Here is a 16,603-nt window from a genome sequence, read left to right as displayed (position 1 = left end):
AGGTATCCAAGTGAGTAAAAAATCAAAATATACTCAAAAATAGAAAATTGCTAGCCGTGAGGATTAAACGGCACGCGAGGGAAAGCCTCAATGCCGCCCAAAATCGGCAAAGTGCCAGCCGCGAGGGCTCAACATAGACCGATTTAAAAGAAAATTGCCGCCTGCGAACAAGAAAGACAGGCCGAGTAAAAAAATATGAGAACGCAAGTTAGACCGAAAAAACAAAAAGGGCCGCTTTCGCGGCCCCCGGTGCGAGGAGTAATGAAGTTACAAGGAGTATGTTTATGAAGTTCTTAGGAGAGTTAAGGAAGTATGCACCGTTAAAATCTGTTAAATACGGCTATTTCTTAATTTTGTTTATGTTTACTATCCAAGTGCGCTCTTTTTTAATGTATTTGTTTTTGATTTTCTCAGGGATTTTCAGCGCAGGGCTTTCGCAATAAAAGCCTTTTATTTGATATCCGCCTATACGGAAATCCGGCACGCCGCGGAAATATCGTTTCAAAGCGGAATCAAGCTGGGCAAATTCTTTCGCCAAAGGTTCCAGCTTTTCCCTGCGTTCAAGCAGTTCAAGCATAACTTTATAGAGCCCGGCCCCGCTAGGGGAAAAGCCCTTTTCCGGGCAATCAGAGTCAAACATTTCTTTCATACCAACCTCCGCTTTATAAGAACGCCCGCGGAGCGCCGCTTTTTTTGCGGCAATCCTTTTTATGGATTTGTGGGAGAGCCGTCTCGCCTCGGGGCCGAAGCCCCGCTGCTTTATCCGCGGGGGCAAGCCTGTGGCTTTCGGTTTGAAACGGTTTTGCCGTATCAAATCTGATACAATCGTATCAAATATTTTTCACTTTGTCAATTTTTCAGACGTAAAAACCAGATTGACATTTTTATAATATTTGTTACAATTTTATATAGGAGCCATAAAAATGAACCTGGGACAGAAAATAGAACAGCTGCTTAAAATGACGGCAATGACGAAAGTGGAGCTTTCCAAAAAGCTGGGGCTTAAAGATTCCAGCGTGGTTTCCCACTGGGTAAAAAACCGTTTTAAGCCAGACAGAGACAATATGCTTAAACTTTCCCACGTGTTTGAAAAGCCTGTTTCCTATTTTACCGACGACACATTCTCCTATTCCGCCCAGGAAGCGGAAGAGGAGCAGTACGATAAAAAAATTTACGAGCTTCTTTCCAATCTGCCTTCCGGCAAGCCAATAGGCGTACTTAACGAAATAAGGGAAGAGTTTTTCAACATATCCTATTATTCCCAGCCGGAAGAATATCTGCCCGTAATGCTGGAAGTAAAGGGCCAGCCGCCTTTCGCTTTAAAAGTGGCAGATACCGCCGCCTGCCCGTGGGCGCAGAAAGGAGAGTACCTTATTTTCTGCCCGTCCGCGCAGATAGCAAACGGGAAATTGGTCCTCGTAAAAACCGACGGGCTTTTAAGCGTTAAAAAAGTTTCTTTTACCGCTTCAAAAGCCATATTGGAAAACGCCGCAAAAAAAACTTCGCGCCGGCCGCGCGCCGAAGTGGAAGTTATAGCCCAGCTCTTAGCTTTTTACAGAAAACCTTAATACCCGCCGCGAAACGCCTTTTTGCCTTAAAAGCCTTATAATTGTAAAATGTATTTATAATACATCTTTCTGATTTCGGAGATTAAACTGTTATGATTATATTGTGCTTAAACTGCGGAAGTTCTTCCGTAAAATACAGTCTGTTTGACAATACCGCCAAGAGAAATATAGCCGTAGGGCTTATAGAAAGGGTTGGCTATGATAACGCCGTCATATCCCAGGAAGCCCCCGGCAAAGAAAAATTTGAAGTTACTTTCCCCTGCCCCGATTTTAAAACCGCAATTGAGCGCACCTTAAACACTTTGACGGATAAAGAATACGGCGTAATTAAAAATATGAGCGAAATAGGCGCCGTCGGCCACAGAGTGGTACACGGCGGCCCGCTTGAAAAATCAATGCTCATCACGCCGGAAATCATAAATCTTTTAAAAAGCATTTCCGATTTGGCGCCGCTGCACAACCCGGCGAACGTTCTAGGCATGGAAGCGGCGATAGCCGTAATGCCGGGAATTAAACACGTGGTGGTTGCCGACACCGCCTGGCACATGACGATGCCGGCCAGCTCCTATATGTACGCTTTGCCGTACAAATGGTATGAAAAATATCAAATCAGAAGATACGGCGCGCACGGGACTTCGTTCCTTTACAACGCAAAAAGAGCCGCCGTTCTTTTGGGCAAAAAACCTTTTGACTGCAATTTAATCATCTGCCATATCGGCAACGGCGCAAGCGTAAACGCGGTAAAAAACGGCGTATCTTTCGACACCAGTATGGGCCTTACCCCGCTTGAGGGCTTGGTAATGGGAACCAGAAGCGGCGATTTTGACGCTTCAATCGCTTTCCAGATGATGGAGCGCGAAAATATTTCCCCTAAAGATATGTACACCATTTTGAACAAAAAATCCGGCGTACTCGGCATTACAGAAAAATATCAAGACAGACGCGATATTGAAATCGCCGCGGAAAAAGGCGACGAACGCTGCAAGCTGGCCATTGATATGGAAACTTACCGCATTAAAAAATACATCGGAGCTTATGCCGCCGCTTTGGGACACGTCGACGCGATAGTCTTTACGGCCGGCGTCGGCGAACGCGCCCCCATATACAGGGAAAAAGCCTTAACCGGGCTTGAATATATGGGCGTAAAATTGGATATTGAGCGCAACAAAGCCGCCCTTACCAAGAATGCGGAAAGCTTAATCTCCGCAGAGGACAGCGCGGTAAAGGTGTTTGTAATACCGACGGACGAAGAAATCGTCTACGCCGAAGACGTCGCCGCAATCTGCGAAGGCCGCTACGACATACACACCAACTTTACCTATTCCTTTGAGAGCGCTTCTTACAGGAACAGCCTCAGGGATGAATCGCTCAAAAAAGAACTGCTTAAAAAGCCTTTCCTGAGGAAGTGTATAATCAACACGCCTGAGGAAATCCTTAAAGCTTAATCTCTTTTGCCCCCGGCTTTAGTTTCGGCAAATGCACAAAAACGGCAATATTTTATATTATATACTTATACACTTTTAAAGGAGTCATCCATGAGAAAACCGACAGCAATCGTATTATTTGCTTTTTTACTCGGCATAGCTGCCACGTGCAGCGCACAATCCGCCGAGGAGCTTAAAGATTCAATATCGGCCAAAGAATCTTTGCACATTGACGGCGTTATTGAAAATCAGAAAAATTTAAGCCTTATACAAGAACTTGAAAAATGCGGGAACCTTAATTTAAAAAAGGAAAATTATGAAAATTTCCTTAATTCCGTAAAACTTTTGGCACCGCAAACGACTCTGCTTATTTTGGTTGATAAAACGCACAGCGTAGGTACGAATTTTGATAAAATCAAATACGAACTTTACAACGGCGAACCCCGCTTAAAAATGACGCCGGAAACGCTGAAAGCTTTTAAAGCCATGGCCGCCGCCGCAAGAAAAGACGGCATAAAAATATGGCCGGTTTCAACGCACAGAACTTATACCTATCAGAAAGGATTATTTGACAGAAGCGTAAAAAGAAACGGCATTGAACACGCAAATAAATACTCCGCAAAACCCGGGCATTCCCAACATCATTTGGGCACGGCGGTTGATATAAACTCCGTAGAAAACTCTTTTGCTTACACTAAAGAGGCGGCTTGGCTGGCCGAAAACGCCGGCAAATACGGATTCAGCCTTTCCTTCCCCAAAGGAGCGGAAGAAATTACGGGTTACGCTTACGAAGCCTGGCACTTTAGATATATAGGCACGGACGCCGTGGAAATGCAGGATAAGTACTTCGGCGGGAGCCAGCAGAAATTCCTGGAATTTATGCATAAATGCGTATTTAAAAAATAACGATATAAAAAAGTTAAAACAGAAACGCCGCTTTTTAAGCGGCGTTTTTTATTTCCGTAAAAGTCTGCGGAAGATTAATTTAAAACTTCAAAAGAAACTTGATAAGTTTTGCGGCCTTCAAACTTAAGCCGGTGTTTGCCGCTTTTTATCGGCCAAAAGCATTCCCTGGAGCGGGGGCACGGCAGATTCTGTCCGTCGATAAACCAAAAGCCTTCCTCAGAAGCTTTAAATTTTATTTGCTGGGCTTCGGCCGCCAAAGACGGACTGCTTACAAAAACGTCTCCATCCGCCGGGAATATTATCCCCTCCGCCGCGCCCAAAACTGCGCCGGCATCTTCCTGATGTTCTTTTAAGGGAAGAGCGCAATGCTCTTTAGGCAATTTATCCGCCGGGAAAACTTCCCTTACCGAACCGGCACAGTTTTTTGAAGCCAATTTGCCGCTTACCGGGCAAATATCGGCGTGAGCCAAAGAGGCCGGCATATCAAAAGAAGAGTCTGTTTCAAATTTTTCGGACGAATAATTGCCGTCAAGAAATACGGCTATATCCCTAAGTATCGGCGCGGCCCCGGTTATACCGGAAATGCGGCGCATGGGCGAAGCGTCAAAATTGCCCACCCATACGGCAACTGTAAAACGGCGGGAATAACCTACGGCCCAATTATCTTTATAATCTTTGGAAGTACCCGTTTTTGAAGCGAAATCAAAAGGCATATTCAAAGGGGAATTAAGCCCGAAAGCCGCCGCGCGGGCGTTGTTATCGGAAAGGATATCCGTAAGCATAAAGGCGGTTTCCTCGCTGAAAAACCTTTGCGCCCGGCCCGCTTGTTTTACCTGCGGATTTAAAGCGTAGACCATAGGCCGCCATACCCCGCCGTTGGCCAAAGCGCGGTAGGCGTTGGCAAGCTCAAGCAAAGTAACTTCCCCGTTGCCCAAAGCCAAACCGAGGCCGTAGAAATCGGCGTTTTTTTCCAAAGAGGAAAAACCGGCTTTTTTCAAAGTTTCAAGCACTTTATACGCGCCGAGCTCCCCCGCAACCTGCACCGCAGGAATATTGTAAGAACACGCCAAAGCCCGGCGCATGGAAGGAGCGCCGTGGTATTCTTCGTCATAATTTTTCGGCCTGAACGAACCTTTAAAGAATTTATCTTCGTCTTCCACTTTGTCGGAAGGCAAAAAGCCTTCTTCAAACGCCGTTCCGTATACAAAAGGTTTTAAAGCCGAGCCCGGCTGCCTTAAAGACAAAGCCCCGTTGACCTGCCCCGAAGAACGTTCGTCAAAATAATCGGCCGAACCCGCAAAAGCCAAGACCTCGCCCGTTTTATTATCCAGCACCGCTGCGGCGGCATTGGTTACATTGTTCTTTTTTAAAGCTTCAACATAGCCCGGCAGGATTTCTTCTATATAAGACTGGATTTTGCCGTCTATCGTGCTTTGTATCAGGGCCGCCCCGGCGGGAGCTTTGCCAGCGACAAAAAGCCCGTAATGCGGCGCGGTAAATTTTTTATTTTGAGGAGATATTTTTATATCTTCCTCAAGGGCAAGCGCGTAAAGTTCTTTGTTTATAAAACCGTTTTCCAGCATACGCCGGAGCACTTCATCCCGCCTTTTTACGCCGGCTTTTAGATTTTTTAAAGGGTTGTACTGCGTCGGGGATTTTATCAGCCCAGCCAAAAAAGCCGCCTGCGAAAGAGAAAGGCTTGAAGCGTCCGTATCAAAATAAACCAAAGCGGCGGCTTGCACTCCATAAATGTTTCCGCCGAAGTTTACCGTATTAAAATAGGCTTCCAAAATTTCTTCTTTACTTAGTTCCCTTTCAAGCGCGGCGGCAGCGTAAGCTTCTTTCAGTTTACCTTTAAAGGTGCGCTCTTTAGGGTTTATAGCGTTTGCCAGCTGCTGGGTAATGGTCGACGCGCCGGAAACGACTTTGCCCGCGTTTATGTTCTGCCACAAGGCCCTTGCCGAAGCTTTTAAATCAACTCCGCCGTGTTCAAAAAAGCGTTTATCTTCCGCGGCCAAAACCGAAAGGATAAGCCAGGGGCTGACTTCCTCCAAAGAAACGGGCAGCATTACGCCGTCCTTGCCCGAAAGGATATTGCGAAGAGGCAGAAAGTTTCTGTCAGTTACGCTGACGGAATTATCCGGACCGAAAAAAGGCCGCGCCTCCGCATAAGAGCGGGGCGCGGAACAAAATATCAAAAACAACAATATTACCGCTTTAAAGCGCATATTATTTTATCGTATACTCGCCGGAACCGGTCCTGCCGTATACTTCCGGCGCGTACATAGCGTTTACCCATGCCGGCGGAACTTTGAAATATCCGCTTGTGGAAGCCGTAACGGTATACTTAAATTTATAAACGCCTTTGGGCATATAATCCGCAAAAGCGGCGATGCTGTCGTCATAAATTTCCCTGCGGTGGAACGGATTGTAATAGCTTTCAGCGCCGTCATCGCCTGCGACGATATCGGCGCCTTCCGTGGCCAAACTCTCGTCAACGATTTCAAAACCGGCCGGCAGATAATCCTGCAATACAACAAAACGGCGGGCCTGATCGGTCGAAACCGTGATTACGACTTCCGCTCTTTCGCCGGCCTTTAAAGAATTGTTCCCGCCAAACGGTTTAATTTCTTTTTCCACCTTAAATCCGGCGGAAACTGGTTCTTTAAGTTCCTTGGGGTAATAAGCAAGGCCAAGGCTGTAATAAAGTTTGCCTTTGCCTTCTTTGCCGGCGTTTAAAACGACTGCATCCGAATTTTTGAAAAATTCTTTAAAAGACTTTTCAAAAGAAGCGAAATCCTGCTTTCTGCCTTTAAAAGAGGCTTCAAAAATATTTTTGCCGCCCTCTTTTAAGAAAGCTTTAAAGTCGGGCTCCTGCGCTTCGTTTTTGACATAATAAGCGTTAAACGCCCTTATGACGGCCGCATTTGTAAGAGTGTTGCCCCAAGCTCCGTCGGGGCCGACCGAAGCGTTAAGGTAAGCCGCGGCCTGATAATCCTGCGGGAAAGGCGCGTTTTGGGAAAGCAGAGCCTCCAAAGCCATAGCCGTAACTCTTACGTTGGAAGTATATATCCAGCGATAGTGGGACGGAGCTTCAAAGTGGAGGCCGCGTTCGGATATTTTGCCGTAATTCATAATATCCGCATAAAGTTTTTTGAACGCACTTTTCCTCTTTAACAGTTTGGCGGCTTTAAACAGATATATTTTAGCTTCCAAACCGAGTTCGCCGGAGCGCGCATACAAATTGCTGAAGTACCCGCCTGCATTGCCGCCCGTCAAAGCCAAAGCGTAAACGGCATAGGCGGAGGCGGCGTCATTTTCCAGAACGTCGTAATCGTAAGCGCCTTTCTGACGTTTTGAAAGATACTGGTTAAGCCAAGCGGAAGCTTTGGATAAAACATCTCCGTCTACGTTAAAACCGTTTTTGCGGGCGTTTTCCAAAACGTCAACGGCATAAGCGGTAACGAAAGCGTCCGCGTAAGAAGCGTGCGGCCAATAAGCAAAACCGCCGGAAGAAGTTTGATAGGAAATTACGTCGTCTATAATAGCCGAAGCTTTTTGATTGATTTCCTCTTCCCCCGCAAGCTTGAACATAAGCAAAATATCTTTGGCCGAAGTATACAAAAGCAATTTGGACATTTGCTGTTCAAGACAGTTATAAGGATAAGTCTTCAAGTAGTTTGCCGCGCCCTGAGCGCTAAGTAATATACTGGAAGAGAATAAAGCCCTTACTTTATTTTGGCCGTCTAAAAGGCTGTTGAAAGGTTTGGCCAGTTTTTGGATTTCCTCGTTTTCGGTAACGGCAAACGTAAAAGCGTTTTCCTCTCTGGAAACCTGAAGCAGAGGCAAGGATGTTTCCAATCCGTCGGAATCTTTGGAAGAAGCCGCCTTAAAAGCAAATACGGCTTTATCCCCCTCGCCGGCAAGGCATTTCCCCGCGACTTTAACGCTGCCGCCGACCGGAACGGTAACGGTTTTTTCCTGAGGTTTTACAAGTTGTACGCCACCGGAAACTTTTATGTCGGTTTCGGCTTTCAGCCCGTCATTGGCGGTATAATTATAAAGAACAAAACCGCATTCAAAGCTGTCCCCCGGGCGCGCGAAACGCGGCAGCAGCGGCTTAATCATTAAAGGTTTGGAAACCTCAATAAAACTTTGCGCTTTGCCAAATTGGTCTTTGGAAGCCGAAACGGCCATTAATCTGAACTTGGTAAGATTATCCGGCGTTTTAAAGCTGACTTCGCCGTTGCCGGATTCGTTCGTCTGAACCGAAGCGGCAAAGAAAGGCGTAAATACGAAATTGCTTCTTAAATCCACTCCGCCCAATTTCGACTCCGAACCGCCGCCGCCTCTGTTTTCGCCTTTTTGGCCGAAGCTCCTTTGTCCGATTACAAAAAGCCTGTTGTCCGCGGTTTCCACGGCAAGCGGCCTTTTGGCGTAGAAGAAAGAGAACGGATCGGGCGTTTCATAAGCGGTCAAAGCCAGCATAGATTCGTCAACGGCAAACACCGTAACAGAAGCCGGCGTGCCGCGGCCTTTGTAATCTTCCGTCCTGATATTAACGTTAACGGTTTGGCCGGGGCGGTAATCGCCGCGTTCGGCGGAAACATAAGTTTTAAGTTCAAATTCTTTCGGCGGGACGTTTAAAACCGTATAGCCGAACTTGGCCTGAGGTTTGGAAAGATCTTCCCCGTTATCGGCGTATTTTTGCTCTTCCGCGCGGCCCTGCACGAGTATGACGCTTATAAAAGCGTTCGGGGCGTAGTTCTCCTTGACGGGAATACTTACTTTGGCCGCGCCGCCTTTAACGGTTTTTACATAATAGTCCAAAACGCCTTCGCGCTCTACGGTTATAAGAGCCTGCGCTTTTTTATAAGGGGATTTTATCAGCAAAGAAGCTTTGGAACCTATTTTGTACTCGTCTTTGTTAAGCTGCAAGGAAAGCAAATCGTCGTCGGTCTGCTTCCAGTAGGCTTCGCGGTCGGTAACATAGAAAGAATAATCCGTATAATTTAAGCGGCCTTTGGCGTCTTTCGACGTTAAAGTAAGATTATAACTGCCGGCTTTTTCCGGAGTAAAGGAATACTGCGCTTTGCCCTCGGAAGCGTTTAAGGAGAAGGAAGAAATGTCTTCCGTCTTTTCTTCGCTTATCCATTCAAGGCGGCCGGCGACGCCGGTCTTCCTTACGCTCATATATTCTTTGCGAAATATTTTCCCCTGCAGCTGCGCCGCGGGCAGAAGCTTGCCTTCGGCGTCAACCGCGACTATGTCAAACGTGAAAGGCTTGCCGGCTTCGGCCATGCGCTCTTCGCTCTTTACGCCGATAAAAATATCCGCCGGAAGTACGCTGACCGCGCTTCTGGCAAAAAGTTTTTGGTTCTGCGGGCTTAATACGCCGGCTTGGACGTATAAAAGCGCGGAATAGCTGACCGAAGGCATTGTAAAATCGAAAGTTTTTGAACCTTTCTCATCCAGCGTAATGCGGGATGAAAGCAAATCTTTGCCGTTTTCGGAATTGGATTGATAGAAAGAGTATTTCTCCCAGCCTTTGGGTGTATAGGCGGAGGGCGTCAAATTGAAAGACAAATCAACGGGCGCGCCGTCCAAAGCTCCGCCGAACATATATCTGGCGCCGAGAGAAAACACCGCCCTTTCCCCGCCGTAATACAATTTGGAAAGCGGAGTCAGCAAGACTTCAAATTCGGCCGGTTTTACGGCTTCCACGCGGAAAGACGCATAAGAATGCAATTCCCCGTTTTCTATGGAAATATTCCAGTAGCCGCTCGGCGAAGAAGCCGGCAGACGGTATTCATAATCAAGCGAGGAGGTTTCCGCATTTACTTCCACTTGTTTGTTTAAAATTTCCTTGCCGCGGGAGTCGCTAATCCTGAGTTTGACTTCTTTTAAGCCGGAATAATCCAAAACGCCGTCTTTTAAAGAGCGTATTATTGATTTTATGTATACGGGCTCGCCCTGACGGTATACGCCCCTGTCGGTAAAAGTGAAAGCTTCAAGCGGAGTGTTGGCGGGATTAAAATCATAGTTAAGATTAAAACGCCAAGGCTGTATGCCGTCGTTGAACTCATTGGAAACCACGGCAACGTCCTCGCCGTTTTTTACAAAAACCCACAGCCGGGGAGTGCGCCAGGAATCTTCGTTGACGGGCTTTAGTTCCGTCCAGCCCGGCGCGGAAGCTATACCGCGTTTGTCGGTAAAACCAGTCCAAAGAACATTATTGGCCAAATCGCGGATTTCCACTTCCGCGTTTCTAAGTTCTTTGCCCGTTTTTAAATCAGCCGCCCAAACAAGAATGTTTGAAGGAGAAGTTTTAAGGCTTACGCCGATATCGGTAATATTATCAAAAGCGCTCTGCCAGCATTCGTCGGAATAATAATGCTTGTTTAAAATCTGCGTAAAAACAAAGCCGTATTTTCCGCCGTTCAAGGCCGGGGCCAAATTGATGAAAGTGTCTACGGATATATTCCTTTCCATATTCGGCGTAATTATATTGGAAAGGAAATCCCCCTTAAGCTGGCGTTTGCGGCACCAAGGAGCTTCGTCTTTATAAAACGTAATAAAATCCTTATAATCAATAAGCTGCTTTTCAACTTCTATGCCGCCGGCGTTAATGGCTTTTATAGGGTGGCGCGCAGGCAAATAACTTTCCATTACTCCAAATCCGCCCTTAAAACTTATATTGGGGCAATAGCCTTTGTTGTCCCAAGTAAAAGTTACGTCGCGGCCCAACCTGTTGCCGAAAATATCTTTTAAATCTTTGCCCAGAGTAACTTGATAGCTTTGCCCGGCTTTAAATTCAAGCCCGCAAAGTTCCACGCGGTATACCCTGGATACGACTCCGTCGTTTTCATATGTTCTGGCCCAGCCGCTGGTATTTGGATCGCACGGAGTATATTTTAAAGCGGGGCTGAAAGTGATGTTTTTGGCGATTTCGCCGGCCGTTACGGGGTTGGTAAAATCCAAAGCCGGGGAGTAAGGCAGGCACTCCGCCTGAGGCTTTAAAGCCAAATCCAAATCCCCGTAGGTATAAAACCTTATGGCTTTATCGGCCGACATTCCCAAATTGCCGGATTTGGCCAAAAGGCCCTTTTTCAAAATCAATTTATACTCTTTGCCGGGTTCAAGATTGACTGCGGGTTCAAAAACGTAAACATTCCCTTTGGCGTAGCCGGAATATTCAAATTCCTTTTTAAACAAATCTTCGTCAATGCGGCTTATTTTAATGGGTACGGAAATATTGCCCTGAACCAGCTCCGCAAAAGAATGAAGCCTGTTTAAATCAAGTTCCATATTAAAAACAACCAAAATTTTAGGCCTTAAAGAAAGCCATCTTTCGCCGTCATACGGGCGGCTGGAAAGAACGGAGGGGCGGGCAGTTTCAAAAGACCAGGAATATTTTTTTGAAAGGGAAGAGCCGTCCGCGCCGCTTTTAAATCCGGCGGGCAAAGTTACCGTATATTTGGTGGCGTTGGCAAGAGGAGATGAAGGCGTAAAAGTCAAAGTTTGGGTGCCTACCCAGCGGCAGGTTCCCTCAACGGGCGGATTTATACTGAGAGGGCAGGCTGAACTTTCCTGTTGGTTCTCCCCGCTTAAAGCCGCCGCGGGACGGTTAAAAGTTACGGATATGCCCGCGCCGGATAAACTCTCGTTTATCTGGCCAAGCGGCCTTTTGGATATCACGCTTAAACCCGCACAATACGCGTTCGCCGTAAAAAACGCTAAAGTAAACAGAAGAAAAGTAAAACGCCTTTTCATAAAATAACCTCCGCCAAGTTTGCTATACTTATTATATAGCTAATATATCATTTTGGGAGGATTTATGTTACTTGGACCAGTAAAAGCTCTTTACAGCATGAAGTTCTATTTGCAAGGCTTAAGAAAATCGGCGTGGAGAGCGTCTTTTTTCATGTTTTACATTTTTGTACTTACGGCTGTGATAACCGCCCTCTTTTCCATATTTATAATGAGGCCGCGCATAGCCGGAGCCGTGGATACATTAATCGACTATATGCCGGAAATGACCATAACCAACGGCGTAATGGAAGTAAACGACAATGATACGCTTAAAATCAGCCCCGAAAATATGGGCGGTTACAATATAGTTTTTGATACCGGCAGAACCGAACCCGTCTATCCGACGCAAATGGCAACCGATAAAACCATTATTTTGGTAGGCCCGGATAAACTTTACTTCTCTTTTAACGGACGCTATCAGGAAACGCCTTTGCCGCAGGACTTAAACGCCAATCTCGACAGAGCCGCTTTAAATGCGGCCAAAGAGCCCATTACGAATATGGCCGCCGGCGCCATATTGGCATTTATGCTTTTGGCGCAGATATTCAGAGTTCCTTTTATGCTGATACTGGCTTTTATCGTAATGTTGATTTTAGGCAAAGCCATGAGAGTCCAAACCGAAAGCGGCGACAATTACAAATTGGCTTGTTACGTGCAGGCGCCGGCTTTCTTAATTTATATAATAAGCTATTTTACGCCGATACCGGGCTTCTTGGTGGGGTTTGCGTATTTGGCGGTATTCATAATTTACGGACAGCTTGTATTTAACGCAAAAAGAGTGCAGACTCTCCCCGATGAACCCGAAGAATCCGAATCCGCCGAGCAGGAAGAGCAAGACGCCGAACAGACGGAGAATGAAGGCGATGATTCTGAGAATAATTAGAAAGTTCAGCTCGGCCCACAAACTGCCGAATTACGACGGGGACTGCGCCAATTTGCACGGACATACCTGGAAAGCCGTCTTTGAAATAGAAGGCCCCGTCCGCGAGTGCGGCATGGTGTATGATTTCAAACAGCTTAAGCCGATGCTGGACTGCGTACTGCCGGACCATAAATTTTTAAATGATATTTACCCCAACCCGACGGCGGAGAATCTTTGTCAGGCTTTGTTTGACAAAACCGCCGCAATGCTGGAAGAGAAAAATCTTAAACTGAAAACGCTTGAAATATGGGAAAACGAGGACTGCGCAAGTGTCATCAGAAAGCCTTAAAGTAAACGAGATTTTTTATTCTCTGCAAGGGGAAGGGCCTTATACCGGCTACGCGGCTGTGTTCGTACGTCTGGCCGGATGTTCCATGGGGTGCGAATGGTGCGATACAAAATACTCCCAAAAAACAAACGCGCTTATGCACCCGGAGGAAATACTTAAAGAAATTAAAAAATACGCTTGTCCAAGGGCGATTATTACGGGCGGGGAACCGTGCGAACAGCAAATAGGCCCGCTGCTAAAGCTTTTGTATAAAAACGGAGTGGAAATCCATATCGAAACAAACGGTTCAGCAGATATAGACTCCGGCTTAGTAAAATGCCTTACGGTTTCCCCCAAAAAAAATCCTTCCGAAGCCATGCTGAAAAAAGCCGACGTCATCAAATGCGTGATAGACGCGCAGGAAGATTCCGCGCGGCAGGCTTTGCAATATCAAAAATATCTTAAGCCGGGTGCGGTTTTCTGCATACAGCCGGAAGGAAACAAACAGGAGAATTTAACCAAATGCCTAGAACTGATAAAACAAAATCCGCAAATAAGATTAAGCGTGCAGCTGCACAAACTGATAAACGTAAAGTAAGCAAAGAAGAAGTAATGCAAAGCCTGCGCAATATTTTGGCTTATATTGGCGATGATCCAGCCCGCGAAGGCCTGCTTGAAACCCCGGCCCGCATAGTACGCAGCTGGGATAAACTTTACGGCGGATATAAAATGAAGCCGCAAGACGTCCTTAAAACCTTTACGGAAGGTTCCTGCGAGGAGATGGTCGTCCTGAAAAACATTGAATTTTACTCTACCTGCGAACATCATTTGCAGCCGTTTTTCGGCACTATTTCAATAGGATATCTGCCGAAAGGGCGTGTTTTGGGCATTTCCAAATTGGCGCGCCTGGTGGAGGTTTACGCCCGCCGCCTGCAAATACAGGAAAAGCTGGTCGCGCAAATAGCCGACAGCCTTATGGATACTTTAAAACCTTACGGCGTAATGGTGGTATGCAAAGCCAAACATATGTGCATAAGCTCGCGCGGCATTGAAAAGCACGATGCTGTAATGGTAACAAGCGCGATACGCGGAGCATTTAAAAAAATGGAAGTCCGCAACGAATTTCTTGAAATGATTAAATAAAATCTTTTAAGTTTTACACAAGGTAAAGCCGAGTTATGAAACGTCAATTAATGGGGATAGTTAACGCCACGCCGGATTCTTTCTACGACGGCAATCCGCAAAACAATTTGGATATTCTTATGGCCAAGTGCAAAGATTATCTGCGCGAAGGCGCGGATATTTTGGATATAGGCGGGGAATCCACCAGGCCGTCCGCCCAGCCGGTATCCGAGGAAGAGGAACTCGCACGCGTAATACCGCTGATTAAAGAAGTGCGCAAAACATGGCCTAAAGCACCCGTTTCTTTGGACACGGTAAAAATCCCCGTAGCTTTGGCGGGCCTTAAAGCCGGAGTGAATATTATAAACGACGTCAGCGGCACGCCCGATAAAGAAATGTTCAGGCTGGTGAAAGATTTTAACGCGCAAATAGTGGTAATGCACACGCGCGGCACGCCGCAGACCATGCAATCCCAAACCGAGTACAATGATTTGCTTGGGGAAATTAAAGATTTTTTGGCGCGCAAAATTGATGAAGCAGTTTCATGCGGCATCGCTAAGCAAAACGTAATTATCGACGTAGGATTCGGCTTTGCAAAGACGCGCGGACAAAACTATGAACTTCTTAAACATTTGGATTTCTTTAAAGATTTGGGCGTGAGAATGCTGGCCGGACTTTCGCGCAAAACTTTTTTAAGCCAAAAATGCGAAGGCGCGCCCAAACGCAAAGCGCAGACTTTGGCGGCTAATTTTGTGGCTTTGCAAAACGGAGCCGACATTCTGCGCGTTCACGACGTAAAAGAAACGCGGAAAATAATCAATTTTTTTGAGGAGATTGAGGCTTCAAAATGACGAAAATCTACCTTACGCAGACGGGCTTTTTTACGGCGCGCCACGGCCACGGCGGAGCTTTGGCGGAAGCTTCGCACGAACACACTTTCCGATACGAAATAACATTTCACGGCCCCCTCAACGCCGAAGGATATTTGATTGATTTCCGCGACTTATCAGCCGCTTTTAAAAAGGAAATAGACGCCCGTTTTGAAGGCAAAGATTTATGCACTTTTTTTGAAAACCCCACGACGGAAGCGCTCTGCATTTGGATTTACCGTCGGATTAATGACCTCTTCCCGCATTTATATTCCGTTAAAGTGGCCGAAGCCGAAGACCGCTGGACGGAATACAGAGGCGAAGAATAATGCCTAAAGCTTTTATAGCTTTGGGCTCCAACATAGCCCCCGCTAAGGAAAATATCGACCGGGCCGTATCCGCGCTTAATCAAGCCGGCACAGTTATAAAAACCGCGCATTATATTGCTTCCAAGCCTGAAGGCTTTGCCGAGCAGGCGGATTTTGTAAATACTGTTCTGCTGTTGGAAACCGACCTTAAACCTTTGCCTCTTCTTAAAAAATTAAAGGAGTTGGAAGCATCTTTGGGCCGTAAACCGACTTTCCGCAACGGGCCGCGCGTGATTGATTTGGACATACTTTTCTATGACGACGAATCAATAAATTTGCCGGATTTGATTATTCCGCATAAGTCATTGGCCGAGAGGGAATTTGTGCTTGTTCCTTTAAATGAAATCGCGCCGGATTTTATACACCCCGTTTTGCACGAAGCCGTAAGCGAACTATTAAAAAATTTAATGCTGCGCAAAAAGCAAAGCACCGTAACGGCTTTATAATAAACCCCGCATCAGCCTAAGCCAAAGCGGGGCGGTTAGTTGAGAACCGGGGATTTAACCCGGAAAGTATCCTATCTTGAACAAAGCACACCTGCCATTTGCATTCCCTTTTTAATACATTTGACGCTCCCCGTATTAAAGTCAGGAACTAAGCTTGCCCCAACCGGACAGCATGTACAGGTACATTTTTGAGGTGACCAAAAACTATTAGAACTTTGCATACATTCACCTCTCTCAGCAGTATTACGGCATTCACAGCTCCATGCCGTTCCGCTATAATTGCATACGGCCTGATGCAAAAAGTTCTCACATCGGTCAAAGCTTTTATCAACTTCTCCCGGGGTGCAATAACTGCAAATGCCCCAGCTGCCGGTTTTCCAAGTTAGTGTGAGAGTATCGCAGGTTACGCTTCTGCTTCTTGTACCCGAACCGTCTTCCCCGCAAGGTTCCGTTTCCGCCGGCTTAGTTGAGGAATCGCAAGTTTTTGGGCATTCTTCCCCCCAGCCGGACCAATTACCGCTTGCGCAGCAGGTTCTGACGATTGTATCGTAAGAGCAGCCGTTAGCGGTATATTTATATTGAACCTGACCGCTTAAAGAACAGCTTTCTGCCCGGGCTAAACTTACGCAGGCAAAAAGACAAAATACTAAAAAAAATACATTTCTAACTGTTTTATCTTTTTGTTTTAGGTTTCCGTCTGAACGACAAGCATTTAAGCTTACAATTTTCTTTTACCTTTGGCCTGATTTTACCCTTTTCTTTAGTTCGGATACCTCACTCACTTCGTTCGCATAGTTAGGTTAAGCAAAGCCGGCGCAGTATCCGAAGCTTTAAAAAAATAAAAATTTACCCAAATATGGAAAATTGCTAGCCGTGAGCGTAAAACTTAGCATGAGTC

The 16,603-nt window shown here is 46.3% G+C and carries 14 protein-coding genes; 11 read left to right on the top strand and 3 right to left on the bottom strand.

Going from position 1 to position 16,603, the window contains the following annotated elements; genetic code table 11:
• Positions 1 to 340 precede the first annotated feature (340 nt).
• Positions 341 to 649 carry a hypothetical protein gene (locus tag ACQY26_RS01895; RefSeq protein WP_428047385.1) on the bottom strand — a complete coding sequence of 103 codons (309 nt, stop codon included), beginning with the start codon at positions 647 to 649 and terminating at the stop codon, positions 341 to 343.
• Between the two features lie 274 nt (positions 650 to 923).
• Here ACQY26_RS01895 and ACQY26_RS01890 point away from each other — a divergent pair, with 274 nt between their 5' ends.
• The 3 genes from ACQY26_RS01890 (at position 924) to ACQY26_RS01880 (ending at position 3,898) form a co-directional block, all read left to right on the top strand.
• Positions 924 to 1,568: a hypothetical protein gene (locus ACQY26_RS01890; protein WP_428047384.1), complete on the top strand. Its 645-nt coding sequence runs from the start codon at positions 924 to 926 to the stop codon at positions 1,566 to 1,568.
• Positions 1,569 to 1,660: 92 nt separating this feature from the next.
• A complete protein-coding gene (locus tag ACQY26_RS01885; protein ID WP_428047383.1) occupies positions 1,661 to 3,013 on the top strand; it encodes an acetate kinase in 1,353 nt (450 codons plus the stop codon).
• 90 nt (positions 3,014 to 3,103) lie between these two features.
• Entirely contained in the window at positions 3,104 to 3,898 is a 795-nt protein-coding gene (locus tag ACQY26_RS01880) for a M15 family metallopeptidase (protein WP_428047382.1), read from the top strand.
• Positions 3,899 to 3,972: 74 nt separating this feature from the next.
• Here the strand turns inward: ACQY26_RS01880 and pbpC are convergent, their stop codons facing one another.
• Positions 3,973 to 6,126: a penicillin-binding protein 1C gene (gene pbpC, locus ACQY26_RS01875; RefSeq protein ID WP_428047381.1), complete on the bottom strand. Its 2,154-nt coding sequence runs from the start codon at positions 6,124 to 6,126 to the stop codon at positions 3,973 to 3,975.
• Between the two features lies 1 nt (position 6,127).
• Positions 6,128 to 11,671 (bottom strand): Ig-like domain-containing protein, encoded by a 5,544-nt coding sequence (locus ACQY26_RS01870; RefSeq protein ID WP_428047380.1) that lies wholly within the window; start codon positions 11,669 to 11,671, stop codon positions 6,128 to 6,130.
• Positions 11,672 to 11,735: 64 nt separating this feature from the next.
• Between ACQY26_RS01870 and ACQY26_RS01865 the strand changes: the two genes are divergently transcribed.
• From ACQY26_RS01865 to ACQY26_RS01830, 8 genes are all read left to right on the top strand, one after another.
• Positions 11,736 to 12,593 (top strand): DUF1189 family protein, encoded by an 858-nt coding sequence (locus ACQY26_RS01865; protein WP_428047379.1) that lies wholly within the window; start codon positions 11,736 to 11,738, stop codon positions 12,591 to 12,593.
• Positions 12,574 to 12,921: a 6-pyruvoyl trahydropterin synthase family protein gene (locus ACQY26_RS01860; protein ID WP_428047378.1), complete on the top strand. Its 348-nt coding sequence runs from the start codon at positions 12,574 to 12,576 to the stop codon at positions 12,919 to 12,921. The genes ACQY26_RS01865 and ACQY26_RS01860 overlap by 20 nt, the downstream gene beginning before the upstream one ends.
• Positions 12,902 to 13,498: a 7-carboxy-7-deazaguanine synthase QueE gene (locus ACQY26_RS01855; RefSeq protein ID WP_428047377.1), complete on the top strand. Its 597-nt coding sequence runs from the start codon at positions 12,902 to 12,904 to the stop codon at positions 13,496 to 13,498. Before ACQY26_RS01860 ends, ACQY26_RS01855 begins: the two co-directional genes overlap by 20 nt.
• A gap of 14 nt (positions 13,499 to 13,512) precedes the next feature.
• Positions 13,513 to 14,043 (top strand): GTP cyclohydrolase I FolE, encoded by a 531-nt coding sequence (gene folE, locus ACQY26_RS01850; protein WP_428047386.1) that lies wholly within the window; start codon positions 13,513 to 13,515, stop codon positions 14,041 to 14,043.
• Between the two features lie 35 nt (positions 14,044 to 14,078).
• A complete protein-coding gene (folP, locus tag ACQY26_RS01845) occupies positions 14,079 to 14,873 on the top strand; it encodes a dihydropteroate synthase (protein ID WP_428047376.1) in 795 nt (264 codons plus the stop codon).
• On the top strand, positions 14,870 to 15,220 hold the full coding sequence (locus ACQY26_RS01840) for a 6-pyruvoyl trahydropterin synthase family protein (protein ID WP_428047375.1): 351 nt from the start codon (positions 14,870 to 14,872) through the stop codon (positions 15,218 to 15,220). Before folP ends, ACQY26_RS01840 begins: the two co-directional genes overlap by 4 nt.
• Positions 15,220 to 15,705 (top strand): 2-amino-4-hydroxy-6-hydroxymethyldihydropteridine diphosphokinase, encoded by a 486-nt coding sequence (folK, locus tag ACQY26_RS01835; protein WP_428047374.1) that lies wholly within the window; start codon positions 15,220 to 15,222, stop codon positions 15,703 to 15,705. The genes ACQY26_RS01840 and folK overlap by 1 nt, the downstream gene beginning before the upstream one ends.
• Positions 15,706 to 16,062: 357 nt before the next feature.
• Positions 16,063 to 16,257, top strand: coding sequence for a hypothetical protein (locus tag ACQY26_RS01830; RefSeq protein WP_428047373.1), 195 nt, complete (start codon positions 16,063 to 16,065; stop codon positions 16,255 to 16,257).
• The last annotated feature ends 346 nt before the right edge of the window (positions 16,258 to 16,603 follow it).

Source organism: Candidatus Proelusimicrobium excrementi (assembly GCF_937881865.1).
In the GTDB taxonomy this organism is placed as follows: domain Bacteria; phylum Elusimicrobiota; class Elusimicrobia; order Elusimicrobiales; family Elusimicrobiaceae; genus Proelusimicrobium; species Proelusimicrobium excrementi.
Note: the sequence above shows the minus strand (reverse complement) of the source record. Positions and strands in the feature narration are given on the sequence as shown.

Excerpts from the sequence above, each read along its gene's own strand:
- ACQY26_RS01880 (WP_428047382.1), top strand. The coding sequence starts at position 3,104 with ATGAGAAAACCGACAGCAATCGTATTATTTGCTTTTTTACTCGGCATA.
- ACQY26_RS01860 (WP_428047378.1), top strand. The coding sequence starts at position 12,574 with ATGATTCTGAGAATAATTAGAAAGTTCAGCTCGGCCCACAAACTGCCG.
- pbpC (WP_428047381.1), bottom strand. The coding sequence starts at position 6,126 with ATGCGCTTTAAAGCGGTAATATTGTTGTTTTTGATATTTTGTTCCGCG.
- ACQY26_RS01870 (WP_428047380.1), bottom strand. The coding sequence starts at position 11,671 with ATGAAAAGGCGTTTTACTTTTCTTCTGTTTACTTTAGCGTTTTTTACG.
- folP (WP_428047376.1), top strand. The coding sequence starts at position 14,079 with ATGAAACGTCAATTAATGGGGATAGTTAACGCCACGCCGGATTCTTTC.
- folE (WP_428047386.1), top strand. The coding sequence starts at position 13,513 with ATGCAAAGCCTGCGCAATATTTTGGCTTATATTGGCGATGATCCAGCC.
- ACQY26_RS01865 (WP_428047379.1), top strand. The coding sequence starts at position 11,736 with ATGTTACTTGGACCAGTAAAAGCTCTTTACAGCATGAAGTTCTATTTG.
- ACQY26_RS01830 (WP_428047373.1), top strand. The coding sequence starts at position 16,063 with ATGCCCCAGCTGCCGGTTTTCCAAGTTAGTGTGAGAGTATCGCAGGTT.
- ACQY26_RS01885 (WP_428047383.1), top strand. The coding sequence starts at position 1,661 with ATGATTATATTGTGCTTAAACTGCGGAAGTTCTTCCGTAAAATACAGT.
- folK (WP_428047374.1), top strand. The coding sequence starts at position 15,220 with ATGCCTAAAGCTTTTATAGCTTTGGGCTCCAACATAGCCCCCGCTAAG.
- ACQY26_RS01890 (WP_428047384.1), top strand. The coding sequence starts at position 924 with ATGAACCTGGGACAGAAAATAGAACAGCTGCTTAAAATGACGGCAATG.
- ACQY26_RS01895 (WP_428047385.1), bottom strand. The coding sequence starts at position 649 with ATGAAAGAAATGTTTGACTCTGATTGCCCGGAAAAGGGCTTTTCCCCT.
- ACQY26_RS01840 (WP_428047375.1), top strand. The coding sequence starts at position 14,870 with ATGACGAAAATCTACCTTACGCAGACGGGCTTTTTTACGGCGCGCCAC.